The sequence below is a fragment of the Chitinophaga polysaccharea genome, from assembly GCF_902150045.1.
Lineage (GTDB): Bacteria > Bacteroidota > Bacteroidia > Chitinophagales > Chitinophagaceae > Chitinophaga > Chitinophaga polysaccharea_A.
The window spans coordinates 629,191-654,579 of record NZ_CABFVU010000001.1; the positions used below are offsets into that span (position 1 = coordinate 629,191).

Annotated in this window: 22 protein-coding genes; 9 read left to right on the plus strand and 13 right to left on the minus strand. The window is 48.1% G+C overall.

All coding sequences use genetic code 11. From position 1 onward, the window contains the following. The first annotated feature begins 3 nt into the window (after window positions 1–3). Window positions 4–885 carry a cysteine synthase CysM gene (gene cysM / locus FN124_RS02580; protein WP_142683225.1) on the plus strand — a complete coding sequence of 294 codons (882 nt, stop codon included), beginning with the start codon at window positions 4–6 and terminating at the stop codon, window positions 883–885. Between the two features lie 77 nt (window positions 886–962). On the opposite strand, the gene FN124_RS02585 is transcribed toward cysM, so the two are convergent. Then, entirely contained in the window at window positions 963–1,946 is a 984-nt protein-coding gene (locus tag FN124_RS02585) for a pyruvate dehydrogenase complex E1 component subunit beta (RefSeq protein WP_142683226.1), read from the minus strand. Window positions 1,947–2,131: 185 nt separating this feature from the next. Between FN124_RS02585 and FN124_RS02590 the strand changes: the two genes are divergently transcribed. Beyond that, window positions 2,132–2,743: a hypothetical protein gene (locus FN124_RS02590; RefSeq protein WP_142683227.1), complete on the plus strand. Its 612-nt coding sequence runs from the start codon at window positions 2,132–2,134 to the stop codon at window positions 2,741–2,743. 84 nt (window positions 2,744–2,827) lie between these two features. Here FN124_RS02590 and FN124_RS02595 read toward each other — a convergent pair whose 3' ends face one another. Next, on the minus strand, window positions 2,828–4,000 hold the full coding sequence (locus FN124_RS02595; protein ID WP_142683228.1) for an acetyl-CoA C-acyltransferase: 1,173 nt from the start codon (window positions 3,998–4,000) through the stop codon (window positions 2,828–2,830). A 132-nt stretch (window positions 4,001–4,132) separates the two neighbouring features. On the opposite strand from FN124_RS02595, the gene dnaG reads away from it, so the two are divergent. Then, window positions 4,133–6,109: a DNA primase gene (dnaG, locus tag FN124_RS02600; RefSeq protein ID WP_142683229.1), complete on the plus strand. Its 1,977-nt coding sequence runs from the start codon at window positions 4,133–4,135 to the stop codon at window positions 6,107–6,109. 17 nt (window positions 6,110–6,126) lie between these two features. Here dnaG and FN124_RS02605 read toward each other — a convergent pair whose 3' ends face one another. Next, on the minus strand, window positions 6,127–6,618 hold the full coding sequence (locus FN124_RS02605) for a dihydrofolate reductase (RefSeq protein ID WP_142683230.1): 492 nt from the start codon (window positions 6,616–6,618) through the stop codon (window positions 6,127–6,129). A gap of 9 nt (window positions 6,619–6,627) precedes the next feature. Next, the gene (locus tag FN124_RS02610; protein WP_142683231.1) at window positions 6,628–7,449 is read right to left on the minus strand and encodes a thymidylate synthase; all 822 of its coding nucleotides are present in this window, start codon (window positions 7,447–7,449) and stop codon (window positions 6,628–6,630) included. Window positions 7,450–7,751: 302 nt separating this feature from the next. Between FN124_RS02610 and FN124_RS02615 the strand changes: the two genes are divergently transcribed. Together FN124_RS02615 and FN124_RS02620 are read left to right on the plus strand one after the other, a co-directional pair. Continuing rightward, the gene (locus FN124_RS02615) at window positions 7,752–10,748 is read left to right on the plus strand and encodes a SusC/RagA family TonB-linked outer membrane protein (RefSeq protein WP_142683232.1); all 2,997 of its coding nucleotides are present in this window, start codon (window positions 7,752–7,754) and stop codon (window positions 10,746–10,748) included. Between the two features lie 29 nt (window positions 10,749–10,777). Further along, window positions 10,778–12,094 carry a RagB/SusD family nutrient uptake outer membrane protein gene (locus tag FN124_RS02620; protein WP_142683233.1) on the plus strand — a complete coding sequence of 439 codons (1,317 nt, stop codon included), beginning with the start codon at window positions 10,778–10,780 and terminating at the stop codon, window positions 12,092–12,094. Window positions 12,095–12,190: 96 nt separating this feature from the next. Here the strand turns inward: FN124_RS02620 and FN124_RS02625 are convergent, their stop codons facing one another. After that, window positions 12,191–13,372: a proline dehydrogenase family protein gene (locus FN124_RS02625; protein WP_142683234.1), complete on the minus strand. Its 1,182-nt coding sequence runs from the start codon at window positions 13,370–13,372 to the stop codon at window positions 12,191–12,193. Window positions 13,373–13,554: 182 nt separating this feature from the next. Between FN124_RS02625 and FN124_RS02630 the strand changes: the two genes are divergently transcribed. Then, window positions 13,555–14,358 (plus strand): FecR family protein, encoded by an 804-nt coding sequence (locus tag FN124_RS02630; RefSeq protein WP_142683235.1) that lies wholly within the window; start codon window positions 13,555–13,557, stop codon window positions 14,356–14,358. A 43-nt stretch (window positions 14,359–14,401) separates the two neighbouring features. On the opposite strand, the gene FN124_RS02635 is transcribed toward FN124_RS02630, so the two are convergent. Then, a complete protein-coding gene (locus tag FN124_RS02635; protein WP_142683236.1) occupies window positions 14,402–15,613 on the minus strand; it encodes an NAD(P)/FAD-dependent oxidoreductase in 1,212 nt (403 codons plus the stop codon). A 64-nt stretch (window positions 15,614–15,677) separates the two neighbouring features. On the opposite strand from FN124_RS02635, the gene FN124_RS02640 reads away from it, so the two are divergent. Continuing rightward, the gene (locus tag FN124_RS02640) at window positions 15,678–16,523 is read left to right on the plus strand and encodes a dienelactone hydrolase family protein (protein WP_142683237.1); all 846 of its coding nucleotides are present in this window, start codon (window positions 15,678–15,680) and stop codon (window positions 16,521–16,523) included. Window positions 16,524–16,721: 198 nt separating this feature from the next. On the opposite strand, the gene FN124_RS02645 is transcribed toward FN124_RS02640, so the two are convergent. From FN124_RS02645 to FN124_RS02675, 7 genes are all read right to left on the minus strand, one after another. After that, on the minus strand, window positions 16,722–17,744 hold the full coding sequence (locus tag FN124_RS02645; protein WP_142683238.1) for a sugar phosphate isomerase/epimerase family protein: 1,023 nt from the start codon (window positions 17,742–17,744) through the stop codon (window positions 16,722–16,724). A 148-nt stretch (window positions 17,745–17,892) separates the two neighbouring features. Further along, a complete protein-coding gene (locus tag FN124_RS02650) occupies window positions 17,893–18,783 on the minus strand; it encodes an SPL family radical SAM protein (RefSeq protein ID WP_142683239.1) in 891 nt (296 codons plus the stop codon). 36 nt (window positions 18,784–18,819) lie between these two features. Further along, window positions 18,820–19,698: an alpha/beta hydrolase gene (locus FN124_RS02655; protein ID WP_142683240.1), complete on the minus strand. Its 879-nt coding sequence runs from the start codon at window positions 19,696–19,698 to the stop codon at window positions 18,820–18,822. 37 nt (window positions 19,699–19,735) lie between these two features. Then, a complete protein-coding gene (locus FN124_RS02660) occupies window positions 19,736–20,326 on the minus strand; it encodes a TetR/AcrR family transcriptional regulator (protein WP_142683241.1) in 591 nt (196 codons plus the stop codon). A gap of 431 nt (window positions 20,327–20,757) precedes the next feature. Beyond that, the gene (locus FN124_RS02665; RefSeq protein WP_142683242.1) at window positions 20,758–21,456 is read right to left on the minus strand and encodes a LytR/AlgR family response regulator transcription factor; all 699 of its coding nucleotides are present in this window, start codon (window positions 21,454–21,456) and stop codon (window positions 20,758–20,760) included. A gap of 33 nt (window positions 21,457–21,489) precedes the next feature. After that, window positions 21,490–22,674 carry a DUF4407 domain-containing protein gene (locus FN124_RS02670; RefSeq protein ID WP_142683243.1) on the minus strand — a complete coding sequence of 395 codons (1,185 nt, stop codon included), beginning with the start codon at window positions 22,672–22,674 and terminating at the stop codon, window positions 21,490–21,492. A 4-nt stretch (window positions 22,675–22,678) separates the two neighbouring features. Beyond that, window positions 22,679–24,190 (minus strand): sensor histidine kinase, encoded by a 1,512-nt coding sequence (locus tag FN124_RS02675; RefSeq protein WP_260607310.1) that lies wholly within the window; start codon window positions 24,188–24,190, stop codon window positions 22,679–22,681. A 272-nt stretch (window positions 24,191–24,462) separates the two neighbouring features. Here FN124_RS02675 and FN124_RS02680 point away from each other — a divergent pair, with 272 nt between their 5' ends. Together FN124_RS02680 and FN124_RS02685 are read left to right on the plus strand one after the other, a co-directional pair. Beyond that, on the plus strand, window positions 24,463–24,873 hold the full coding sequence (locus tag FN124_RS02680) for a Dabb family protein (RefSeq protein WP_142683244.1): 411 nt from the start codon (window positions 24,463–24,465) through the stop codon (window positions 24,871–24,873). A 9-nt stretch (window positions 24,874–24,882) separates the two neighbouring features. After that, window positions 24,883–25,386, plus strand: a complete 504-nt coding sequence (locus FN124_RS02685) for a DinB family protein (protein WP_142683245.1) — start codon at window positions 24,883–24,885, stop codon at window positions 25,384–25,386. The last annotated feature ends 3 nt before the right edge of the window (window positions 25,387–25,389 follow it).

Consider the following 25,389-nt stretch of genomic DNA (forward strand, 5'->3'; position numbering starts at 1 on the left):
ACAATGGCTTCCATCATAGATCTGATCGGCAATACGCCGATGGTAGAATTAAAGAAGATATCCGCCAACCCGGCTGTTAAGATTTTTGCGAAGCTGGAGGGCAACAATCCCGCCGGCAGTGTGAAGGACAGGGCGGCCTATGGCATGATCAAAGGCGCGCTGGACAGGGGCGATATTAAACCCGGGATGAAACTGATAGAAGCTACCAGCGGTAACACCGGCATAGCACTGGCCATGATCGCCAGTATTTTCGGCCTTGAAATAGAACTGGTAATGCCGGCAGATGCCACCAGGGAAAGGGTGCTTACCATGGAAGTATATGGCGCCAAAGTAACGCTCACGCCAAAGGAGCTGTCGATGGAAGGCTCTATTGACTACGCCAATGCCCAGGTAGCCAAAGGCGGCTATTACATGCTGAACCAGTTTGCCAATCCCGACAACTACGGTATGCATTATAAAACCACCGGGCCGGAAATATGGAAAGATACCAATGGCGAAGTGACCCACTTTGTAAGCGCCATGGGAACCACTGGTACCATTATGGGCGTATCCCGCTTTTTAAAGGAACAGAATCCTGATGTGCAGATCGTGGGATGCCAGCCTACAGAAGGCTCAAAAATTCCCGGCATCCGTAAATGGCCGGAGGCTTATCTTCCAAAAATATTCGAAAGACCCAGGGTAGACCGTATCATGGATATCTCAGAAGAGGAAGCAAGAGCTATGACGAAAAGGCTGGCAAAGGAAGAAGCGGTATTTTGCGGTATGAGCAGCGGGGGCGCTGTAGCAGCGGCAGCACGGTTATCAAAGGAATTACGTAGTGGCGTTATTGTTAGTATCATCTGTGACCGCGGCGACCGGTACCTTTCCAGTGACCTGTTTTCCTGATAATTATTTAAAGAGATAAAAAAGGAACGGAGCGAAGAAAATCTTCGCTCCGTTCCTTTTTATACTTTTAGCAGCTGCTATTTCTTCATGTACATTACTTCCTTCACCAGTTTCACAGTACGCTCAATATCCGGCAGGTATAATTTTACCAGGTTTGGCGCGTAGTGCATAGGAGCGTCCTGTGCAGTGATACGGCGGATAGGCGCATCCAGGTAGTCGAAACCTTCTTTCTGGATACGGTATGTGATTTCGGAAGAAATACTTGCGAATGGCCACTGTTCTTCAACAATTACCAGGCGGTTTGTTTTCTTCACAGACTCCAGGATGGTGAACCAATCCAGCGGACGGATAGTACGCAGATCGATCACTTCCGCTTCAATACCTTCTTTTGCCAGTTCCTCAGCCGCACCCAGCGCTACTTTCATCATTTTGTTGAAAGATACGATGGTTACATCTTTACCAGCACGTTTGATATCTGCCTTACCGATTGGGATAATGTATTCTTCTTCCGGTACTTCTCCCATATCGCCGTACATCAATTCGCTCTCCATGAATACAACCGGGTCTTCATCGCGGATAGCCGCTTTAAGCAAACCTTTTGCATCATACGGGTTAGAAACGGATATCACCTTCAGGCCCGGGATATTGGCGTAGTAGCTTTCGAATGCAGTAGAGTGTTGTGCACCCAGCTGTCCGGCAGAACCGTTTGGCCCGCGGAAAACAATAGGGCAACCCACCTGGCCGCCACTCATTGCCAGCATTTTTGAAGCAGTGTTGAGGATCTGGTCCAGCGCCAGTACAGCGAAGTTCCAGGTCATAAATTCAACCACCGGACGCAGGCCGTTCTGTGCAGCACCTACTCCGATAGCAGCAAATCCAAGTTCAGCAATCGGCGTGTCTATAACGCGTTTTGGGCCAAACTCATCCAGCATTCCCTGGCTCACTTTATAAGCACCATTGTATTCGGCTACTTCCTCCCCCATAAGGAATACCCGTTCATCACGGCGAAATTCCTCCTGCAGGGCTTCTCTTAAGGCTTGTCTGAAAGCTATCTGACGCATGCTATTCTTAATTGAAAGTTAAATGCCTTATTGAAAGGCAGGGCAAAAATATTGTTTGTTAACGAAAAAGCAAAGCAAACAACCGATTAATAATTATTATACCGCTGACAAGGGCCTGCATACTATTAATTAAAATAAATTAATATATTTATATTTTAGTCTTTATTGACACCCTGCCAACTGCTATGATTACCATTACTATCCTGACCTTGTGCTTTTTAGCCGCCCTTTCCTGTAAGATCAAAAAGGCAAAACTGCCTGAACTGCAGGCGCTCCTCTGGTACATTCACCTGGTTTTCGGTTGTTTTGCGCTGTTATGCCTGTTACTGATGCTCAACAGCTACGGCTTCAAGGGCACACAAACCGAACGGGTGTTCTTTACCCTCTACGCCGGCTCGGGGATGCTGCTTTACGGCCTCTCTAAACCAGGCAACGACGCCAGGTATGCCTACCTGCTGCTTTTCTTTGGGTTTCCGTTTATACTGCTGTTTGGCCTGCTACTGCCTCCACTTCGCATCATCGCCCTGGTGGCGGCGATCACCCTGCTGTCTGACAGCGAGTTTAAACGCTACCACATCGATGATGATTATGCCCTGCAAACAAAAAGTACTGGCATATTATCCGGCTACCCGGTTTACAGCCTGGTGGAAGACAAATACCTGTTTTTTGAGAAAGTGAGGCAGGATGTGGTAAAACCACAGGCAGTCCTGCGTTCGCTGAAGATGGCCAAAAGGGGGAAAGACAGTGTAAGGATACAGGCGAACAATATAGATACGGTGATCGTGCTTTCCGAATAAGCGGGGCTGACTAAAGGCCGGGAGAATCAGGTAAACAACTTTTCCATCACCCACCCGGTATTTTAGCCAGCCCCTGTAAAAAGATTATACTCTTTCTATGATCATAGCACTGGCGCCACCACCTCCGTTACAGATGCCTGCAACGCCGTACCGCGCCTGCTGCTGATGCAGGATCGCATTCAGCGTTATCACTATACGCGCGCCGCTGCAACCAATAGGATGCCCTATTGCCACAGCCCCACCCCATACGTTTACCTTGTCGAGCGACAGCCCCAGGTCTTTCGCATTGGCAATAGGCACGCAGGAAAAAGCTTCATTTACTTCTGCAACATCCATATCACTGATCTTCAAACCGGCTTTGGCCAGCGCATTGTTGATGGCTTTTACCGGTGTGGTGGTAAACCATTCCGGCGCCTGTGAAGCATCGGCAAAGCTGATGATCTTTGCCAGCGGTTTTAATCCCAGCGCTTTCAGTTTTTCGCCGCTTACCAGCACCACGGCAGCCGCGCCATCATTGATGTTGGAGGCATTGGCCGCAGTGATAGTCCCGTCTTTCTGAAAACTAGGCTTCAGGGAAGGCACTTTTTCGAAGATGACTTTTTTGTAGTCTTCATCTTCAGATACTGTTACCACCTGTTTGCCAGGTACCTGCACCGGTACCACTTCATCCTTAAAGTATCCTTTCTCCCAGGCTGCTGCTGCACGTTTGTAACTTTCAATGGCGTATGCGTCCTGGTCTTCACGGGTGATCTTATATTCAGTAGCACAAAGTTCCGCCGCATTGCCCATGTGAAAATCCTTGTAAGGATCCCAGAGCCCATCGCGGATAATGCCATCGGTTACGGCGCCATGACCGAGTTTATAACCGGTGCGTGCTTTATCAAGATAGTAAGGCGTGGCGCTCATGTTTTCCATACCGCCGGCTACTACTATGTCATTATCTCCCAGCAGGATACTTTGCGCGCCCAGCATAATGGCTTTCATACCGGAAGCGCATACCTTGTTAACGGTAGTACAGGGGATGGTATTGGGCAGGCCGGCAGCAAGACTTGCCTGGTTGGCAGGCGCCTGCCCAAGGTTGGCGCTGAGCACATTGCCCATATATACTTCATTTACTTCTGAAGGGGCCACTCCTGCTCTTTCCAGGGCAGCCTTGATAACGTGAGCTCCGAGCTGGGTAGCCGGAACTCCGGCCAGTGCGCCATTGAACGAACCTATAGGGGTACGGGCCACAGCTACTATAAATACTTCTTTCATCTGATAAATAAGATTGATTTGGCTAGTTTATAATCTACCAAATATAAGGAAAAGTTGTGGGGAACGCTCATCCTGCGGGCATACTGCCCATCTTCTTTTCAAATCCTATTTTTGCCGTATGTTTGCAGTTGGATGATATCACAAAACTCCATACAACAGATCCTCAGCCGCATTGATATTGTGGAAATTGTGGGCTCCTTCGTTAAATTGAAAAAAAGGGGCGCCAATTACCTTGGCCTGTGCCCGTTTCATAATGAGAAGTCGCCCTCCTTCACTGTATCTCCCGGCAAAGAGATCTATAAATGCTTTGGTTGCGGCGCCAGCGGCAATTCCATCAGCTTTATCATGGAGCACGAGAAGTATTCCTATGTGGAAGCGCTCCGGTGGCTGGCACAACGCTACCAGATTGAACTGGAAGAAACAGAGGTAAGCCCGGAACTGAAGCAGCACCAGCTGATGGCGGACAGTTTGTTCATCATCAACAATTACGCCCGGGAATACTTTACAGATACGCTGTTTAATAAGGAAGAAGGCCAGAATGTAGGACTGAGTTATTTTGAAGAAAGAGGATTTTCGGAAGGAACCATTAAAAAATTCCAGCTCGGCTACTGTCTGAATACCTTTGACGCTTTTGCCAAATCGGCATTGAACAAAGGATACAACCTGGAATACCTGCAAAAAACAGGGCTGGTTACCATCCGCAACGATCAACCTGCCGATAATTACCGCGGCAGGGTAATTTTCCCGATACATAACCAGTCGGGCAAAATACTTGGCTTTGGTGCGCGTATCCTGGTAAAATCAGACCGGGCGCCGAAATACATCAATTCTCCCGAAAACGAGATCTATGTAAAAAGCCGGGTACTGTATGGTACTTACTTTGCAAGGCACGCTATTGATAAGCTCAATGAGTGCCTGCTTGTAGAAGGCTACACCGATGTGATTTCCCTGCACCAGGCCGGTGTGGAAAATGTGGTGGCTTCCAGCGGCACCTCCCTTACACAGGATCAGCTGCGCCTGATAAAAAAATATACCAACAACCTCACCATTCTTTATGACGGCGACAGCGCCGGCGTGAAAGCTGCGCTCCGCGGGCTGGACATGGCCATTGAAGAAGGGCTGAACGTGAAGCTGGTATTGCTGCCGGACAAAGAAGACCCGGACAGTTATGTGCAGAAGATCGGTGCAGAAGCGTTCCGCGAATTCATTAAGGAAAACAAGCAGGACTTTGTACTGTTCAAACTGCAGCTGAGCATGCAGGAAGCAGGCAGCGACAGTAATAAAAAATCACAGCTGGTAAATGAGATCGCCGAAACCATTTCCAAGATTGATAAGGCAGAAGATTTCACACGGCAGCAGGATTATATCCGCCAATGCAGCCAGTTACTGCATATCGATGAACAGGGGCTGATCCAGCTGGTCAATAAATTTATCCGCGACAGGCTCGTAAAAAGAGAGCAGGCGTATGCGCGTAACAACCCCGCTCCTTCCGGTGATGAACTCAGCGAAGAAGCGATTGCCGCTATGGAGGCTGCTGAAACAGGTATTTCGGTAGACTCCCTGATCAACGGGCATGAAAAACAGGAGAAAGCACTGGTAAAAATCCTGTTACGTTTTGGCGATAAGCCTTTTAAAGAAGAGGACAACAGTACCGTAGCTGATTATATATTCCACCTCCCCTATGATTTTGAAGCATTGGCAGAAAGTGAGCTGGTGAAAAGGATTTTAAGGGAGTACAAAGCCTTGTACGATGCAGGGAACCTGCAGGATAAACGCTGGTTTCTTTATCATGAGGATCAGCAGTTCTCAAAAGAGATAGCCAATATCCTGGAAGATAAGGAAGCTGATCTAAGTATGAAATGGAAAGAGCAATTTGAAATAGATACCGTATATGGCGACGATGCATATTTGAAAGATACGCTCTCCACTACCAACTACCTGATCCTGCGAAAAGTGAAAAAGTTAATTTATGAGAACCAGGCCGAAGTGCAAAAGGCCTTTAAGGACAATGACTACGAAGCGGCTAAAAGCTGTCTTGAAATGCAGAAACACCTCAACACCCTGGAAAAAGAACTCACCAACGGGATGGGCACCGTTATTTTCAAATAAGCGCTGACATTAGTTTTTTACACCCGCTCCCATACCTGGAAAGCGAAGGAATACTGATTTTTCTCATCGGCCTCATGGCGCTCATCACTTACCAGTTCAAACTCGGCCCCATCCAGCTGCGGGAAAAAGGCATCTCCGTGCACAACGGCGTATACACGGGTAAGATAGATCCGTTCTACTAACGGCCACGCCTGCTCGAAAATCTGGGAGCCGCCGGTAATAAACAGTTCATCGCCACCGAACGACTTTGCCTTTTCAATGCCTTCTTCCACGGAACTTACAACATATGCGCCTTCCGGCTGAAAGTCCTGTTGACGGGTGATCACAATGTTAGGCCGGCCGGGCAGTGGTTTTCCCAGTGATTCAAATGTTTTACGCCCCATTACGATGGGTTTACCCAGGGTAGTGGATTTAAAATATTTAAGATCCGTGGGCAAACGCCAGGGCAGCATATTATTGATACCGATCACGTTATTTTCGGAAGCAGCTACGATAATGGATATACGCATAAGCGGGAGTTATATGGCTACCGGTGCTTTGATGGCCGGATGAAACTGGTAATTTTCCAGTTTAAAATCTTCATACTTAAAAGAGAAAATATCTTTGACGTCCGGGTTGATCTTCATTACCGGTAAAGGAAACGGCGTCCGGGTCAGTTGCAGGTTGGCCTGTTCCATATGGTTGCTGTACAGGTGCACATCTCCGAAAGTATGGATAAAGTCGCCCGCTTCCAGGTCGCATACCTGTGCCATCATCATGGTGAGCAGTGCGTAGGAAGCAATATTGAAAGGCACGCCCAGGAATACATCAGCGCTGCGCTGGTACAGCTGGCAGCTGAGCTTACCACGTGTTTCCCCCTTTGCAGGATCGGCAGGAGTTACGTAAAACTGGAACAGGCAATGACAGGGGCTGAGCGCCATTTCAGACAGTTCGCCCACATTCCATGCATTCACAATAATACGGCGGGAGTCCGGATTGTTCCGGATAGTATTTACCGCTTCGGTGATCTGGTCTATCACTTTGCCGCTGCGGGTTTCCCAGCTGCGCCATTGTTTACCGTATACAGGTCCCAGGTCCCCGTTTTCATTGGCCCATTCATCCCAGATGCTCACGCCATGTTCCTTCAGCCATCCTATATTGGTATCTCCCTTTAAAAACCAGAGCAATTCATATATGATTGACTTGAGATGCAGCTTTTTAGTAGTAACCACGGGAAAGCCTTCCTGCAGGTTGAATCTCATCTGGTAGCCAAAACAGCTGGTAGTGCCGGTGCCGGTGCGGTCTGTTTTAACTGCGCCGTTCCGGATAATATGTTGTAATAAAGATAGATACTGCTCCATAAGGCCGCAATTTACGAAGTTTTCCAGTTGAAAAATATAACATAATTAAGGCAAAGAAAAAAAACGGAAGTACACTCAAATTTTCGTAATCTGCTGTAATATTTGCTTACAACAAGATCGGCTTAATGAGAAACTTCTGCCCATCAGAGATGATGATGAAAAACCTGTAGTACCCCTTGTGGCAGAGGATCATAACAAGTTAGTTTATTACAACCAAAATCGGGATCGTAAACCAAAAAAAATCAACAGCATGATCATAACCTCGTTTTAATCATCATTCATTATCTAAACTATCACAAGCTATGCTTCTACCAAAATCCAGTTTGCTGGTACTGCTATGCCTATGCAGTACCCTGGCATTATTTGCGCAGCAAAACATCACCGGAAAAATCAGGGATGCCGTGAGCGGTAAGCCTATTCCCGGCGTTACAGTACGTGTTCCCAACACCAATAAAGGAACTATTACGGACACCGATGGCAATTACACACTTTCTGTTGCCACAGGCACCACGAGCCTGACGGTGAGCTATACCGGTTATAAGACAAGAACTGTTAATCTCACACCGGGCAATAATGTGATAAACCTGAGCCTGGAAGAGGATTTCGCCCGCCTTGATGAAATTGTGGTAACCGGGCTTGCCACCAATGTGAAGCGAAGTAACCTCGCCAATGCCGTAGCTACTATTTCAGGCACAGAACTAAATGGGGTAGCGCCTGCACAAACATTTGACGCAGCCCTCAGCGGTAAGGTGCCCGGCGCTATGATAACAGCCAATTCCGGCGCTCCCGGTGGCGGTATTTCCGTAAAAATGCGCGGTATCACTTCCGTATTCGGCAACTCCCAGCCGTTATACGTTGTAGACGGTATTTTCTTCAATAACAGCAGTATTCCCGCAGGACTGAACGATGTAACCGGCGCCGCTACTTCGGGCAGCCCCAATAACCAGGACAATCCGTCCAGCCGTATTGCAGACCTCAACCCGGAAGATATTGAAAACATTGAGATCCTGAAAGGCGCTTCCGCAGCCGCTATGTATGGCGCCAAAGCCGCTGCCGGCGTGGTGATCATCACTACTAAAAAAGGTAAATCCGGCAAAACCAGGATCTCTCTCAACCAGGAAACCGGCTTTGTGAAAGTACGGCACCTGATGGGCGTACGCACCTTTACCCCTGAAACAGCCGCCGATCTTGCAGGTACCGCTGATAATCCCGACCCTGTAGTGCAGGCCAAACGTGCCGCTTACAAGGCACAGTTCACCGAAGCGAAGAATGCAGGGAAGATCTATGACTATGAAAAAGAGATCTTCGGACAAACCGGGCTGGTGCTGAACACCGGCATCTCCCTCAGCGGGGGCGGCGAAAAAACCACCTTCTATCTTTCCGGTAACCGGCGCCAGGAAGACGGTATCGTAAAAGGTACCGGTTACTTTAACAACTCTATCCGGCTGAATGTGGATCACAAGGTGAGCGACCGTGTATCCGTTGGCGTTACTACCAACTATATCAGCTCTTCTGCCGACAGGGGGCTTACCAACAACGATAACAATGGCGTTTCCCTTGGTGTAGCACTGTCGTCCACACCTGATTTTGTGAACCTCTTCCCTAATTCACTGGGTGAGTATCCACGCAATGCTTTTGCCAGTTCCAACCCGCTGGAAACACGCGACAATATGATCAACAACGAAAAGACCAACCGCTTTGTAGGTGGGGGTAACATCGAAATACGCCTGCAGCAGAGCGACCGCTCCACTACCCGGCTGGTAGGACGCGGCGGTGTTGATTACTTCAATTTTAAAACAGCAGCATTATTCCCGCGCAACCTTCAATTTGAAGAAAACGGGCAGCAGGGCCATTCTATCCAGGGCAATACCAATAACACCAACACTAATATCGGTGGGTTTATAGTGAACACATTTACTCCAAACAACAATCTCAGTTTAACCAGTACTGCCGGCGCCACACTGGAAACCGGCTACCTGGATAACATTGTTACCGTTGCCACCAACCTGGTATCCGGACAGAGCAACCTCGATGCCAGCGCCAACACTACTACCCGGCAATTCCGCCAGAAGTACCGCGACAATGGTATTTTCATACAGGAAGATCTTTCCCTCATCGATGCCATTACCTTGAGCGCCGGCGTGCGTTTCGACCGGTCTACCAACAACGGTGAATACCTGAAATATTATGTTTTCCCGAAAGGATCCATTTCCTGGAACATTGCCAAAATGGATTTCTGGAAGGTAGCTGGTGTGGATAACCTCAAGCTGCGGGCTGCCTACGGCCAGTCGGGCAACGTGCCACCCTATGGCAGTAAATTCACCCAGATGCTGGGAAGCAATATCGGCGGATTCCCCGGCGTACTGGTAGAAAACCTGCAAGGCAACCCCGACATCAAACCCGAACGGCAGGCCGAATTTGAAACAGGCCTCGATGTAAGTGTGCTCAACGGCCGCATCAATCTTGAAGCCACTTACTATAACAAGAAAATTTATGACGTGTTGCTTCGGCACTCGCTGCCGGCATCTTCCGGTTATGCCACTGAGTGGAAAAACAGCGGCGACCTGAGAAACCAGGGAATAGAACTGGGCTTAAACCTGGTACCGGTGAACCAGCCCAATGTACGCTGGAACAGCAGTATCAACTGGTGGCGTAACCGGTCTAAAGTCACCAAGCTGATCATTCCTCCATATGCCATTGGCGCCTTTGGTAATTCACTCGGTACTTTTTACCTGGAAGAAGGACAACCGGCTACGCAGATAAAAGGTACCGTAGGCGATGAGCTGAAGCTGATCGGGAATGCAGAACCGGATTTCCAGATGAGCTTCTTCAATGAACTGACCGTGTTCAAAAACTTCTCCCTGCGTTTCCTCATTCACTGGAAAAAAGGCGGCGACAATATTAACCTCACACAACTGCTCACTGATCTTGGCGCTACTTCCTTCGACTTTGATGACGAGATGAAAGGCACTAAGGCCGGGCTTTACCGCCCCGGAGCCGGCGATGCTTCTATTTATGTACAGGACGCTTCGTATGTACGTATCCGTGAGATAGGCATTTATTATAACATACCAATAAAAAATACATCCGTGCTGAAAGGGATCCGTGTTGGTGTGTCTGCCAATAATTTCTTTACCTGGACAAAGTACGTGGGTTATGATCCGGAAGTATCCAACTTCGGAAGCAATACCATTACTACCGCTCAAACGCGCGGCAGTAACGGTTTATCAACAGGGGTAGACGTTATGCCGTTCCCTGCATCCAAAAGGGCCAGCTTTCATGTTGGCGTTGATTTCTGATCATTTTCCATCTGCTTAAAACAACACATATGAAAAAGTATCTTCCAATAATAGCGATCGCTCTTTTACTGCTGGTGATCAACGCCTGCCAGAAAGGAGAAATCAATAGCCTCAATACGCCTGTAGTAACGGGCATCACCACAGACCCGTCCAGAAGCGACCTGTTCAACCTGGTAACCGGCGCGGAATCCGGTATGCGCAACAGTCTTTCCGCCTACCTGGATGGTACCGGTATTATAGGCCGTGAGATTTACCGTTTCTCCGGTGCAGAGCCCAGGTATACCACCGACCTGCTGGGTGGTGGCAGCAAAGTGCTGGATAATAATACGTTCTACATTACCAATCCCTGGTCGGCCAGGTACCAGGTAGCAAGACAGTGTTTCATTTTGCTTGATGCCATCGGCAACACCCGCCCGGAAGTAGCTTCAGATATACAAAAGAAGGCTTTTACCGGGTTCGCCAAAACGCTGATAGGTTACCAGTTGTTGCTGAATCTTAACATGACGAATACCAATGGCGTGCGTATACCTGTAGCTAATGGCGCCACACTTGGACCGGTTATCACCAATACCGCCGAGGTGCTGGATTCTATACTGAAATTCCTGAACGACGGGAAAGCTGATCTTACCGGATCGGAAGTTATTTTTCCTTTGTCCGATGGGTTCCTGGGATTTAAAACTACCACCGGCCTGCTTAAATTTAACCGTGCAATTGCAGCCAGGGTTTATACTTACCGGCAGCAGTGGGCCAATGCACTGTCCGCGCTCAACGAATCATTCTTTGACCTGAACGGTCCGTTGAACAATGGGATCTATCATTATTTTTCTACAAATGGCGGTGACCTTGCCAATACTATGTACCTGCCGCCCAACGGCAACGGGGAAATAAGAGTTTCCCATCCTTCCTTTGCCACGAATATTATACCGGGCGACGACCGTATCACTAAAACAGCATTGCGGGATGATCCTGCCAGCCAGGGCGGTTTAACCGGCAACCGTGATGTAATTGTATGGAGCTCATTGAATGCGCCCATCAGCATTATCAGGAACGAAGAACTGGTACTGATATATGCAGAAGCGAAAATACAGACCAATGCAATACCTGATGCGATAGTAGCCCTCAACCGCATCCGGACCGCGCATAATCTCACTCCATATGCCGGCGTTGCCAACAAAGATGCACTGATCAATGAGCTACTGTATAACAGGCGGTATTCCCTTTTTATGGAAGGTCATCGCTGGGTGGATTTAAGGAGGTATAACCGGCTGAATACTTTGCCGAAAGACCGGGTAGATGATGATGTGTGGACACAGTACCCACTGCCACAAAGTGAAAGCAATCAATAACCGGGAAACCGGGAATATTTAGCATAGTCTTCTAACGCTCGATTTTAACGGGATCCGGGATCCTGGTTAAAATCGAGCGTTTTTTCTTTTCGCCCCTTATGCCATCCCCCTTCTTTTCATTTCTTTCCTGATCAGTGCCAGTTCCCGGCCCATTTGCCCCGCGATGGAAGTATTTTCCTGCGCCCTGCGGATCAGGTAGGGCATTACATCTTTTACCGGGCCGTATGGCAGGTATTTACATACGTTGTAACCGGCATGCGCCAGGTTAAAGGTGATGTTATCGCTCATACCCAGCAGTTGCGAAAAACTCACGTGCGGATGATTATGCGGCAGTCCTTTTTCGTGGAGTAGTTTTGCTGCAAACATGCAGCTGTTCTCGTTGTGCGTACCAATAAAAACAGCGAGTTTATCAAGACGGTCGATACAGAACTTTACAGCAGCATCATAGTCTTTATCCGTAGCCGCTTTACCCGGTTGAATAGGTGTAGGGTAATTATTTTCTGCCGCACGTTTGTTCTCTTTTTCCATGTAAGCGCCACGTACCAGTTTAGCGCCCAGCAGGTAGCCTTCCTTCACCGCTTTCTCCAGGGATACCTGCAGGAAAGGATAACGGTCGTGGCAGTACATCTGGAAGGTATTATATACAATTACTTTCTCTTTGTTGAATAAAGACATCATCTCATCCGTGAGGGCATCTACGGGGTCCTGGATCCAGGATTCCTCTGCATCTACGAGGATGGCTACATTATGGCGTGCGCCGGCCTCTGCAATGGCATGTACGCGGTTACGCACACGGGTATATTCCTGTTGTTCTTCAGCCGTTAAGACTTCCTTGCGGTGTATTTTTTCCAGCAGTTCGAACCGGGCGAAGCCGGTAATTTTTATAGCGATAAATGGAATATCAGGGCGGGAGGCAGCATACTGGATAGCGCGGATGAATTCAGGAACAGCGGCATCGTAGCTTTCTTCTCCTTCCATGGCTTCCACACCGTAATCCAACGCCACCCCTACGTGGTAATTGCCCAATTGCAGGGCGGTAGCTGCAGCTTCTTCCAGGGTTTCACCGCCGCAGAACTGTGAGAAAATGGTGCTCTTTATAATGCCTTTAATGGGTAGCCCCAGTTTAAAAGCGATTGGTGTCATCACTGCACCCAGTTTTACCAGCCAGGGTTTCCCGATATTACTAAAGAGAAAATTGGCTTTTTTCAGTGCTTTGTCGGTCTTTGCCTCAAACGCGATAGCGGTATTATCAAACGATAAAGGTAGCTGCTTTTCCATGGGCCGCAAAGTTAGGGTGCGCCCGGCTTCTAAACAAAAATCATTATAATATCAGCATATCTTTTTAACAGCGTTAACAGATATTGTCTATTGCTTCTCAGAAATTGTTTAAGCATACCTGTTTACCGCTGTTTATTTTATTACTTTTAGGTCTTTTTAGATACATACAAAATTCCCGGAATATGCGATTTAAACCTGATACTATTTCCCGCCGTTTTCCCCGCTGTTATGTGCTGGCATTGATGCTGACAGGCGGAATAGTGATCACCGGCTGCAACACCAACACAAAGGCGCCGGAAAATACACCTGTAAACCTTAAAACCCCGGGTATCGGATACCAGATCTATAAGGGCACTACCGGCAGGCGTACTTCTGTTACGCTGCCAGACAGTTCCCATGTAATACTTAATTCCGCTTCTGTACTGGAAGTGCCGGCCAATTACCTGCAGGGCAACCGGTCGGTGATCCTGGATGGTGATGCGTTCTTTACCGTTGTTCCATCTACCGATACATTTACTGTGACCAGCGATAAACTACGGGCTACCGTATTAGGCACCGCCTTTAAAATGCGTTCCTTTGCCAGCCAGCATGGCGCTACAGTATACCTGCTCAACGGAAAGATCCGCGTAGGAAAATCCTATCACTCCCCTACCGACAATCAGCCGGAAATACTGGAACGCGGGCAGATGATCCTGGCTAATAACGAAATTGACCTGATGGAAAAAGAAACCTATCACCCGGAGGAACTGGAAACATGGTTATCTGATACCTTGCGGATCAGCAATACCAATCCTATGGCCTTATCGCGTACACTGGAAGAATGGTTTGGCGTAGAAGTGGAAATGAAGGGGGATGCATCCAAAGCACCGGCAATTACGGACGCCGCCTTCTTTCATGCTACGCTGGAAGACGTGCTGAACAACCTGAGCGGGCAACAGCATTTCAAATATAAGATCAACGATAATAAAGTAGTGATTACATTTTAGTATACCCTTCACCGTTAGTGAGGCTGCGCAAAGGTTGTCTGATTCAGGATTTTATTTTCCTGTTAAAGGAAAAGATAGCTGCATCCGGGTCTTTTTTTCCTTGTATAAGGTTGGTAATGATATTGGCGGCAATCTGGGCGAAAGTGATGCCGTTGCCTCCAAAACCGAGTGCAAAAAAAGTATGTGGCATGGGGGCGAAAGGCCCGATAAAAGGCAGTCCGTCGGCAGTAGCGCCAAAGGTGCCGGTCCATTTAAACTCCGGGTGAAAACGCAGCCCGGGAAATTTTTTGCGGAAATCCTTTTCCAGTTGTTTTGCTTTGTGATGAATCAGCTTATCGCGGCGACCGGGATTATAATAAGGCTCATCCCTTCCTCCTACCAGTATGCGGCGATCGCTGGTGATGCGCATATAGAGATACGGGAATTTTGTTTCCCAGATGAGACAGTCCTGGTACCATTGCTCCACTGCATGATTGGGCTCACTTGCTATCACATAGGTAGATGTTAACTTCAGCAGAGGGATATTGATATACTGCAAAGCTTCATAGCCCGTGGCAATTACCAGGTAACGCGCAGAGATGCGATGTCCCTGCGAGGTGGTCAGCACTACACTACGGGGCCGGAAATCAATATCTGTAACAGCAGTGCGGTCGAACACCTGTGCGCCATGTTTGAGATTGTGTTGATGCAGTGCATGCGTGAGCATATATGCATCTGTTTGTGCTGCTGTATAGGAATAGATAGCCGCCGGTGCATTGAAATCCATTTTTGCCTTTATTGTTGCCGCGTCCCACCAATCCATTTTAAGCCCCAGCTCCAGGCGGGCTTCCGCTTCTTCCGATAACTTTTTTACATCTTTCCCGTAAGAGGCCAGGTACAGGCTGTGTTTCTTTTCAAAATGCGGAAAATGCAGGGCTTTGCAGGTGTTTTCCAGTTCACCGATGGAAGTGGCGCACAGCTCATAAGCCCTGTTGGCATTGGATATACCAGCTTTCATGCGCAGCTCCGACAAAGGCGTATCAATTTCATACTGCAGCAGCGAGGTGCTGGCAGCGGTGCTTCCCAGGCCGATAGTACGGGCATCGGCCACTACGCAGGGAATGCCGGCCTTTGTTAATGCGTAGGCGGTTAATGCACCTGAAATCCCGCCGCCTATCACGGCCACGTGCGTACGAATATCCTGTTCCTGCCAGGGATAATTATATGGCAGGCCGTTGCGGATAAGTGAATAAGGGTAACCCGACTGAAGATCCATAATACCGAATTTACAAAAGCTGCACCAAAGAAATTCGTATCTTCTGCAAGCAAAATAAACTGTCATGAAAACACTAACTTTCCTTACCGGCTGTTTGCTGATGGCTGTGAGCGCTTTTTCTCAAACTGCTCCCTGCTGCCATACAGATGCCATCACCGAGTTTGCAGCACTTGCCAGTCATGAAGAATTCCGCATGGCCCATAAAGATCCGCTGCCATACACCTACCAGGGCACTACTGGTACAGCCATCACTTTTCCCGTTGCAGACGGAACACCTGCACATGGTTTCCTGTTCAAAGCCAAAACCACTTCCGGTAAATACCTGCTGGTGTACCAGGAGTGGTATGGGCTGAACGACTATATAAAAAAACAATCCGAGCAGCTGTATAATGATCTGGAAGGAAAAGTAAATGTACTGGCGGTGGATATGTATGATCAGAAGGTAGCCACCAACCGGGAAGATGCGGCAAAACTGATGCAGGGGGCCTCCAGGGAAAGATTGCAGGCCATCATGCAGGGCGCTATCAACTATGCGGGAAAAACAGCCGAAATAGCCTCCATAGGCTGGTGCTTCGGTGGCGGGCTGTCGTTACAGTCAGGGTTACTGGCAGGGGCGCAGAATAAGGGCGTAGTAATGTATTACGGTATGCCTGAAAAGGATGTCAGCAAACTGAAAACTTTATACGGACCGGTACTGGGTCTTTTCGGTAATAAAGACCAGGGCATTAACCCACAGGTAGTAAACGAGTTTGAGAAGAACATGCAGGCGGCAGGTAAAACGCTGACGGTTAAACGTTATGATGCAGCTCATGGCTTTGCCAATCCTAGCAATCCTATTTTCGATAGTGCCGCTACTGCAGATGCGTACGGATATGTGATCCCTTTCCTGAAAAAAGCGTTTTCACTGTAAATGAAACAGCCGCCCTAAAAGTATGCTTCTGCTTTTGGGGCGCCGTTTTTTATACCCTTATTGTTTTACCTGGACAAGTACCTGCAGTCTTTCTGAAAAGGCTGAATTGCCTTGTAAGCAAAGCTGTTGGGTTGGCAAAATACAGGTGGGGCTGACCCCAAAGCATTCTTCTGCTTTTTGGTTAGCCCCAATTATTATTTATTTACCACCCAGTCGTACCAGCAGCTCTTTTGTTTTCCTGATACCTTCTTCTTCAGATAATTTCTCTCCTTCATACTCAATTCCCATGAAACCATTAAAGCCGGCATCCTTTACTGTTTTCAGGATGCGGACATAGTCGATGGTAGTTTCGTTGCCATTGGCATCAAAGTCGTACGTTTTCGCGCTCACGCCTTTAGCAAAAGGCATCAGTTCCGCCACACCTTTGTAGCGGTCGTATTCCTCCAGACAGGTGGTTTTTGCCCATGCTTCCGGTGTATTGGCTTCCGGCTTGCTCCTTTTGATACAGAAGTTGCCCAGATCAGGCAGAGTGCCACAGTTGGGCATATTCACGGTTTTCATTACCCCGCTAAGCCATTCCCCGTTGGAAGACATACCGCCATGGTTTTCCACGATCACGTTGATGCCATGTTCCTTACCAAAGGTGGCCAGTTTAGTGAGGCCATCGGCAGCCGCTTTGGCTACTTCTTCCGGCGAGCCTTCTCCCGCTGCATTTACACGGATAGCATGACAGCCAAGGAATTTAGCCGCTTCCACCCACTTGTAATGATTTTCTACCGCCTGCATTCTTTTCTTCGCATCCAGGTCGCCCATTTCTCCTTCGCCATCGCACATAATAAGTACGCTGCGAACGCCCAGGTCATCGGCACGTTTTTTCATTTCTGCAAGATAGGCCTGGTCTTTTGCTTTGTCTTTAAAGAACTGGTTCACGTATTCAATACCTTCGATACCGAATTCGTTCTTTGCACGGGAAGCGAAATCAAGATGATTCATTTTACCGGCAAACAACGCTTTATGGAACGACCATTCCGCCAGTGAAATTTTAAAGAAAAGTTCTTGTGCAGTGGCTTCCCCGGGTTTAACGGCGGTAGCACTGTCACTTTCAGTTTTAGTGGATTTGCCGTTATTACAGGCTGCCAGGATAGCGGGCAGCATCCCCATTCCCATTGTGTACACTCCCATTTGACGCAGAAACTGCCTGCGGTTATTAACGTTACTCATATACGTGGGTTTTAAAGTTCATGCTTCTAAAATATTCATTTACACGGCGGAAAGCAAGTTTAAACGTATAAAATTTTAAGGAAGATGAAAAAAGACAGCTACTGTTTTGCCGCGGTCCCCGGAAGATGCTGTTTGAAATGCCAGAAAGCTATTCAAAAGGGATTTGCGGGAAAAGCCCGTAACGGTCCGCTGCTACAGCTGCAGCAGCCTTGAGCGCCGTATTATAAGTAGCAGGTACCTGGCTGTTGTGGCTAAAAAGGAGGCGGTATTGTTCCGCATACTGCGGATAATGTTGTTGTACCGCCTGCATTACCAGCTGTTTGCTATCGGCGGCTTCTTCTCCCCATAAGGTAATGGAAGCGGGAAACACATAGCGCGCGCCGTGCTCATAAAAAGCAGCGTATAGCCGTGATAGTTGCTCCGGCCTGTCGCTGATAAATGGCAGGAGCGGCATTAAGCTTACACCGGTCATAAAGCCTGCATTAGCACATGATTTCAGGGCCAGCAGCCGTTGCGCCGGATCGGGAGCCCCGGGCTCAAACTGCCTGCCCACTACCGGATCGATGGTACTAAACGAGAAAGTGATCATAGCCTTATGCCTGTAGGAAGCCATATCTGGTGGCAGCAGGGCCTGTTCATTGATTTGCCGGAGCAGGTCGAGATCGCGCAATACCAGTGGAGAGCGGGTAATGATATGCACCGGGAAGCGGTATTCCAGGAGCAGCTCCAGGATGCCGCGGGTGAGCATCTCTTTTTCTTCTAGTGGAAGATAAGCATCTGTTGCAGACGAAAGCACAACGAAGCCTTGTTGCTGTTTACGCGCCCTGGCGGCCAGCTGCCGGCGAAGAATAGCCAGTGCATTTTCTTTCACCGATAGCTTTTCTGCCATATTGATGCCGTACTTGCTGCCGCGGATATAACAGTACAAACAGTTGAAAGCACAGCCACTGAATGGATTGATGGTATAATCATCCAGGAACCAGGGATCCCGTTGCTTTGTTTTGTTCAGTAATGAGGTAACCGTTATATACCTGGGCATATTCAAAGTTATATACCCGAAGATCAGGATTTATTTTTATGTTATGTCAGCTGCCAGTACAGTAAGGATTCCCTGTACTACGGCTTCATGCCGCATGATACGGAAATGGCCGTCGCCCGTAATGCGGAGCGATTGTATAGCGGGGTATTGCTGCAGATAGTCATCTATTTCTGCGGCTTTAGCCAGTGTATCTGTGGTATCGTAAGCCATCCAGATCTTATCTGCTTTGATACTATTGATATACCGGTGCAGGTCCATGTCAACGAGATCTTCTTTTAACCGTTGCCGGATGAGCTGTTGCAGCACCGGCATTACCACGGGATGGATACGGAAAAGCCGGAGCGCTTCATTGAAGAATACGGGAGCGCTGAGCGCGGTGCTGAGCATCAGCAGGCGTGGCACATGCACCTCTTTGCGGGCAAGCGTAAGTGCAGCATTGAGGCCACCGAACGAGTGGCCAACAATAGCGTGCAGCGGGCCTTCCTGCTGCATTACCTGTTCCAGCACGTGCATCCATTGTACCAGGTTGGTACGTTTGCCACCGGAGAGGCCATGTGCCGGTGCATCGTAGGCTACTACCTGGTAGCCCTGTGCCACCAGCAAGGTGATGAGTTGCTTAAAGTGAAGCGGGCTGCCGCCCCAGCCATGCAGCAACAGAACTTTCGGACCGGTGGCTCCCCAGTGGTAGGTGGTTACTTTCAGTGGCGCATTATCAAATGGATAACTGGTTACCCGGAGTCGCTGTATCAGGGCCTGATCGCGGAACTGTTGATGTACCGGCCGGAGCTTTAGTGCAGGAGGTGTACAATACAACCGGTAAAACAGCTTTGCCGTGGTAACCGGAAACGGACGGCTCATGGCGGACAAAATCGCGCCGGTCATCCGCAGTGATAATGGTAAAACCTGGTGTTGCATTTTAGACCGATTGGTTTATTTTAAGGAATAAAAAAAGTCAGCGGCTATTCAGCCTGATTTCCTCCCTCAGCGCATCCAATACTACCAACATCTGTTTATTGTGTCCGAGTATACTGCTCATAAGAATAGCACCTTCCAGCATGGCAAACATACGGATAGCAAACTTGCGCTCATCCCAGTCTGGTTTGAATTCGCCGTGTTCCTTCCCGTACTGTACCATTTTAGCAATACGCGACTGGTAATAGAGTGCCAGTTCGCTCACTTTCCTTTTCAGGCCGGGGTTGGTATCGTCTGCCTCTACGCCGAAGTTGAGCATAGGGCAGCCGCCAGCCACTTTCTGCTCCCTCGGGAAACGGGCATAATATTGGAACAACGCTTCAAACTTACCGGCGGAAGTATTGGCAGTAGCTGTTACCTGCCGCAGGTTCAGTTTTTCCTCTTCCGCGATATAATCGAACACTTCCATTACTATTTCTTCCTTGGAGGCGAAATTCCCGTACACGCCTCCCTTGGCCAGTTTCGTGGCTTTCAGGATATCGCTGATAGAAGTTCCTGCTACGCCTTTTTTGTTAAAAATAGGAGCGGCCTTTTCTATGATAAACTGGCGCGTTTTTTCTGCTTTCCCCATATGGGTTACAAATTAGACCAATTGGTCCATTTTGGCAAATATATTTTGCGGATTTTGTCTGACTCAGGATTATGATGATTACGCTGATTTTATTTTTTGTTTTGTAGGATTTGATCTGAGCGGATTTTGTCTGACTCAGGATTATGATGATTACGCTGATTACGCTGATTTTATTTTTCTGATTTTGTTTTGTTGGGTTTTTACTTTTTGATTATATCTGATTTCTTTTTTCAAGAACTACATTAATGGAAGAAGAAGCCAAACACGCTTCTTTCTTCCATTATCTTGTACACCCTATAAAAAATTAAATTAGTATAACCAGAGTAGGCAATCTCTTATAAGATAAACTTCGTAAAAACAAAATCAGAAAAATAAAATCAGCGTAATCAGCGTAATCATCATAATCCTGAGTCAGGCAAAATCCGCTAAAATCAAAAATTGAGAAGGCGTTCAATCGCAGGAGCATACGCGGCGCCTATAGGAATAGGAATGTTTTTGATGTAAAGAGAGTTGCGATCCGCCCGTTCGATTTTGTTATTAGCTACAATGTAGGAGCGGTGCACACGGGTGAAAGAGCCTATAGGCAGCAGGTCTACCGCCTCCTGCATGGAGAGGCGGGAAATGAGCTTGCGGTCAGTAAGGATGAAGTTAACATAGTTACCGGCGCTTTCCAGGTAAAGGATATCATCCAGCACAATACGGAATTGCTCGTACCCGCTTTTCACGAAAATATAATCAGGTTGTTCTTTAGTGACGGGGGCTCCGTTTTGCTGTTTCAACTGCAAGAGGTTATTAGCCTTATTGCACGCCTTCATAAAACGTATAAGGGAAAAGGGTTTGAGCAGATAATCGATCGCATCCAGCTCAAAGCTTTTCACTGCATGTTCGGAGTAGGCGGTAGTAAAAACAGTCATAGGAGGATGAGGCAGGCTGGACAAAAAATCCAGCCCGGAGATATCCGGCATTTTAATATCCAGGAACAGCAGGTCTACCTTTTCTTTGCTAAGAAAATCGATCGCTTCAAAAGCATTGGTAAAAAAACCTTTCATTTCCAGGAAAGGCACCCTGGCAGCGTGATTCTTGATAACAGCCAGCGCCACGGGTTCATCATCTATCGCAATAGCAGTCATTTTTGGCTATTTTATTTGTAAGCAATACAGGGATTAACTGATTTTACCTAACAACAATCTCCTGGCCTGTTGCCAGAGGTTTTGGTACTGCCCGTTCTCCCGGTTCTTCCACTCTTTTACGAGGGCTTCAGCCTGTTCCCGGCGCAGGTCGCGGGTAGATTCAAAGAGATGGTCCACCGTTTCCTTATCGGCCGCCAGTGCGGCAGCCTGGTAATGTTCCATCAGCTCTTTGCCGGTATCTGTTTGCAGCTGTGCCGAGGTTACTCCCTGTGCAGTAGCTGCTGCCAGCTTTTCATCGTACTCTCCTTTAGGCATCAGTATTTTACTGAGCAAGGGCATTACTTCAATAAGGGTGATGATAAATACAATAAGGCGGTAGCGTTGTTTTACCGGTGGATGTGTTTCGGTGAGCTCGTTCAGGGCTTCGACCTGCGCCAGGAAGCCATTGGTAAGTGTGCCAACGTATACGGCTTCCTTGAGGCTGTCGACGGTATGCATATGTGCTATCTGTGCCTGCAGCTGTTGCTGTTGCGGCTCCCAGGCCCTTTGCATGGCCTGCAGTTCTTCTTCGGATTTGAGGTAGGCCGATTTCTTTACCCGAGCAATGTCCGACTCCCCTATCCTGCCGGAGCCACCGGTGCCGTCGGTTTCCTTTATATAGCCATCCTTATACACTTTCATCTCTGCCATTTTCTGCGCCAGCTGTTGTTTGCCCTGGTCAAGGGATTGTTGAAGGGCGGCCATCTGGCTGGCATTGAGCTTCACCAGTTGCGCCCGGTAAGCATCGAGCTTGGCCTGCTTTCCAAGTTCCAGCTGGGTATCAATATCTTTCTTAAACAACATTAGTACCACGGGCTGTGAAATAAACAAACCTATAGTAACGGCCAGGACTAAACGAAAAATAACCGGCATTACTTTTATACCGCCGTTGGTGCGCGACATCGCTGCGATGAGGGTACGGTCGACCGACAAAATAGCGAAGCCGAAAAACAGCGCCAGGCCGGCTACTATCATATCATCGTTCACAATGGTGGAAAAGAAATACCCCCACGACAATGTAGCAAACATCCATGTAACCAATACAGAAATGCCAATGATCCGGTAGCGCTCTTTCTCTGTTTTACATTCCTGCAATACATCAGCATCGGCGGCGGCCAGCCACCATAAAAAGCGCGTCATGCCATCAGGCCCCTGTACCACTTCTTCTTCTTTTTTCATTTACTTACTTATTAACATCAATAGTCAGATGGATAAAAAATTCAGTAGCCGTTTGACGGATACTCAGCTCGTGCCGGTGAGGATACAATAAATTTAGTCTTTCTTTTACATTATTCAAACCAATCCCCATACCCTCTCTTTCGGGGTCATTTTCAGGGCGGGGATGCACGCTGTTATACACATCGAAGAAAACCTGCTCCGGTGTACAGCTGAGGGAAATCACGATACGGGAACGATGCCTCAGGCTGATACCGTGTTTAAACGCATTTTCCACAAAAGGGATCAGCAGCATCGGCGCAATTTCATGCTGGCATTGGCTTTCATCTATATTTACTTCTATCAGTATATCGGGAGAAGACAAAACGCGCAGGCGCTGCAGTGCTATATAATTTTGCAGGTAAGCCACTTCCTTATCAAGTGGAATTTTTTCCAGGTGGTTATCATGTAGCATAAACCGCATCATATCGCCCAGTTTCTGGATGCCTTCGCTGGTACGGGCGGCTTCCTCCTGTAAGGCGGTACCATACAACGTGTTCAGCGCATTGAATAAAAAGTGCGGATTGATCTGTGAACGGAGGAAGTCGAGGTTAGCAGCGGAATGCCCCAATGCTTTTTTCAGGGTAACCACGGTATTCACCTGTTTCTGGCGACTTTTAAACAATAACCAGCAAACCGGCAGCACAATGCCTGTAGAAACACCGATACCTATAAAAGTAAGCGCTGCAAACCAGCCCCCATCGCGGTGTACCAGTGCGCGGCATATCAGCCCCATCATCACGTTACTGGCCAGGATGGTAAAAACAATATCCCGGATCAGCAGTCCTTTATTCCTGTGCCCGTCTTCAAAGTTTGGAAATACCCTGTAACGAAGCACAAAGAACACCATAATCTGTGAGGGGCCGAAGAAAAAGATCAGCAGCGCCATGTCCCTCGAATCTGAAAAAGACAGGCAAAACAATACCACGAATATGCCGGCAGCCCAGCAGATTTCAGTGAATATCTGCCTGAAAGCCATATCTGCCACAATCCGGGGATATAGTACGCTTACCAGGGCTTTCCGGATATAGTAATAAGCCACGTACAGCACACCCGAAAAAATGGTAGTGATAAAAGCCGTTTTTGCGAAATACATATGCGCTCCCTTTATGGTATCATATACGCCAAACAGGTAACCGTTATAGTATGAATTGGCTACCATCATCATCGCAAAATAAAATAACCCCACAGGGATCAGCAGGAACACTCCTCCCACCCACTTTCCCTTTTCAAGGAACTCCGGCACAATCACAAAGTTCACCAGCAGGAAGGTAACGTATACCAGCATTACCCGGCCCATGGAAGGCAGCAGGAAATGGATGTAATAATCGAACACCTGGTGATACCTGGCGAATTTATCGCCATAAATACGCTGCAGCTCAAATACATTGTAAATAATGCTGGGATAAAGGATCGAAAACATCAGCAACACAAAAATGGCTGTCACGATGCCGAATTCAATTTTCTTAAATTGATTCATAAGGTTGATGTATTTATGGCAATAATAGCAATTGTTGGCATGCAGCAGGGGCAAAATGGGATGAAAGTGGTGTAATCCGGTATGAAATCGGGTTTGAGCCGAAATACCGCACGTCTGAAAGCATCCCCGGAAAAGTGCTGCAGGAATTTCAGGCGGTCCGGGTAAATCACCGCTGTGTAAATGTAATCCGATGAATATTAGTGTCGGTATGACAGGGATAATTATAATAAATCGACAATGTTTATTATTTTCATCGCCTCAACACGCCTAATATGAGCACTTCCAACAGACGTAAATTTTTAGGAACCGCAGCAGCGCTTGCCGCCGGTACTGCCGCTGCCGCAGCAATCCCCTCAACAAATATGGAAAAGAAATACCCGATTGTGCATCACGTATTCTTCTGGCTGAAGAACCCTGATTCCAAAGAAGACCGCGATAAGCTGGTAGCGGGCGTAAAAACCCTGGCTAAAATAGAAACCGTTCGTGATCTGCGTGTAGGCGTGGTAGCGAGTACCGAAAAACGCGAGGTTGTGGACAACAGCTGGGGCGTATCGGAACTGATTTTTTTCAGTGACCTTGCCGGGCAGGCCACCTATCAAAGTCACCCTATACACCTGGAGTTTATTAAAAACTGCAGCCACTTATGGGAGAAAGTGATCGTTTATGATGCCGTAGAAGTATAAAAAGATATTATGGCTACCGAATACTGGATGAGCGGGCCGGTAGAAAACATACCGGCATTACTGCAACCTGTGGCGCATGCTCTATTGCAGGCCAACCTGGAGATCAACAACCAGCTCCAGGACTTCCCGGAGGCATTGCTATGGGAAAAGCCGGCAGGACTGGCATCGCCGGGATATCACCTTCAGCACGTAACCGGGGTACTTGACCGGTTGTTTACCTACGCCAGGGCAGAGCAGCTCAGCGAGCAGCAGTTCGCCGCCCTGGCGGGCGAAGGCCAGCCAACCGCCACACTCCATCAATTGCTGGATCATTTTGACGCACAGGTGCATCAGGCACTGATGCAATTGTCTGTTACCCCGGAAAACACCCTGACGGATTTCCGGGGCGTAGGCCGTAAACAACTTCCCTCCACAGTACTGGGATTGTTGTTCCATGCAGCAGAACATACCATGCGGCATACCGGGCAACTGCTGGTGACCACTAAAGTGTTGCTGGCTCAACAGGTCCCGTGAAAA

What these genes read in the sequence shown, in the direction of transcription:
- FN124_RS02640 (WP_142683237.1), top strand. Translation starts at nt 15,678, where the DNA reads ATGAAAACACTAACTTTCCTTACCGGCTGTTTGCTGATGGCTGTGAGC.
- FN124_RS02595 (WP_142683228.1), bottom strand. Translation starts at nt 4,000, where the DNA reads ATGAAAGAAGTATTTATAGTAGCTGTGGCCCGTACCCCTATAGGTTCG.
- FN124_RS02625 (WP_142683234.1), bottom strand. Translation starts at nt 13,372, where the DNA reads ATGGAAAAGCAGCTACCTTTATCGTTTGATAATACCGCTATCGCGTTT.
- cysM (WP_142683225.1), top strand. Translation starts at nt 4, where the DNA reads ATGGCTTCCATCATAGATCTGATCGGCAATACGCCGATGGTAGAATTA.
- FN124_RS02645 (WP_142683238.1), bottom strand. Translation starts at nt 17,744, where the DNA reads ATGAGTAACGTTAATAACCGCAGGCAGTTTCTGCGTCAAATGGGAGTG.
- FN124_RS02620 (WP_142683233.1), top strand. Translation starts at nt 10,778, where the DNA reads ATGAAAAAGTATCTTCCAATAATAGCGATCGCTCTTTTACTGCTGGTG.
- FN124_RS02635 (WP_142683236.1), bottom strand. Translation starts at nt 15,613, where the DNA reads ATGGATCTTCAGTCGGGTTACCCTTATTCACTTATCCGCAACGGCCTG.
- FN124_RS02675 (WP_260607310.1), bottom strand. Translation starts at nt 24,190, where the DNA reads ATGAATCAATTTAAGAAAATTGAATTCGGCATCGTGACAGCCATTTTT.
- FN124_RS02605 (WP_142683230.1), bottom strand. Translation starts at nt 6,618, where the DNA reads ATGCGTATATCCATTATCGTAGCTGCTTCCGAAAATAACGTGATCGGT.
- FN124_RS02685 (WP_142683245.1), top strand. Translation starts at nt 24,883, where the DNA reads ATGGCTACCGAATACTGGATGAGCGGGCCGGTAGAAAACATACCGGCA.
- FN124_RS02585 (WP_142683226.1), bottom strand. Translation starts at nt 1,946, where the DNA reads ATGCGTCAGATAGCTTTCAGACAAGCCTTAAGAGAAGCCCTGCAGGAG.
- FN124_RS02665 (WP_142683242.1), bottom strand. Translation starts at nt 21,456, where the DNA reads ATGACTGCTATTGCGATAGATGATGAACCCGTGGCGCTGGCTGTTATC.
- FN124_RS02650 (WP_142683239.1), bottom strand. Translation starts at nt 18,783, where the DNA reads ATGCCCAGGTATATAACGGTTACCTCATTACTGAACAAAACAAAGCAA.
- FN124_RS02610 (WP_142683231.1), bottom strand. Translation starts at nt 7,449, where the DNA reads ATGGAGCAGTATCTATCTTTATTACAACATATTATCCGGAACGGCGCA.
- FN124_RS02670 (WP_142683243.1), bottom strand. Translation starts at nt 22,674, where the DNA reads ATGAAAAAAGAAGAAGAAGTGGTACAGGGGCCTGATGGCATGACGCGC.
- FN124_RS02615 (WP_142683232.1), top strand. Translation starts at nt 7,752, where the DNA reads ATGCTTCTACCAAAATCCAGTTTGCTGGTACTGCTATGCCTATGCAGT.
- dnaG (WP_142683229.1), top strand. Translation starts at nt 4,133, where the DNA reads ATGATATCACAAAACTCCATACAACAGATCCTCAGCCGCATTGATATT.
- FN124_RS02590 (WP_142683227.1), top strand. Translation starts at nt 2,132, where the DNA reads ATGATTACCATTACTATCCTGACCTTGTGCTTTTTAGCCGCCCTTTCC.
- FN124_RS02655 (WP_142683240.1), bottom strand. Translation starts at nt 19,698, where the DNA reads ATGCAACACCAGGTTTTACCATTATCACTGCGGATGACCGGCGCGATT.
- FN124_RS02660 (WP_142683241.1), bottom strand. Translation starts at nt 20,326, where the DNA reads ATGGGGAAAGCAGAAAAAACGCGCCAGTTTATCATAGAAAAGGCCGCT.
- FN124_RS02630 (WP_142683235.1), top strand. Translation starts at nt 13,555, where the DNA reads ATGCGATTTAAACCTGATACTATTTCCCGCCGTTTTCCCCGCTGTTAT.
- FN124_RS02680 (WP_142683244.1), top strand. Translation starts at nt 24,463, where the DNA reads ATGAGCACTTCCAACAGACGTAAATTTTTAGGAACCGCAGCAGCGCTT.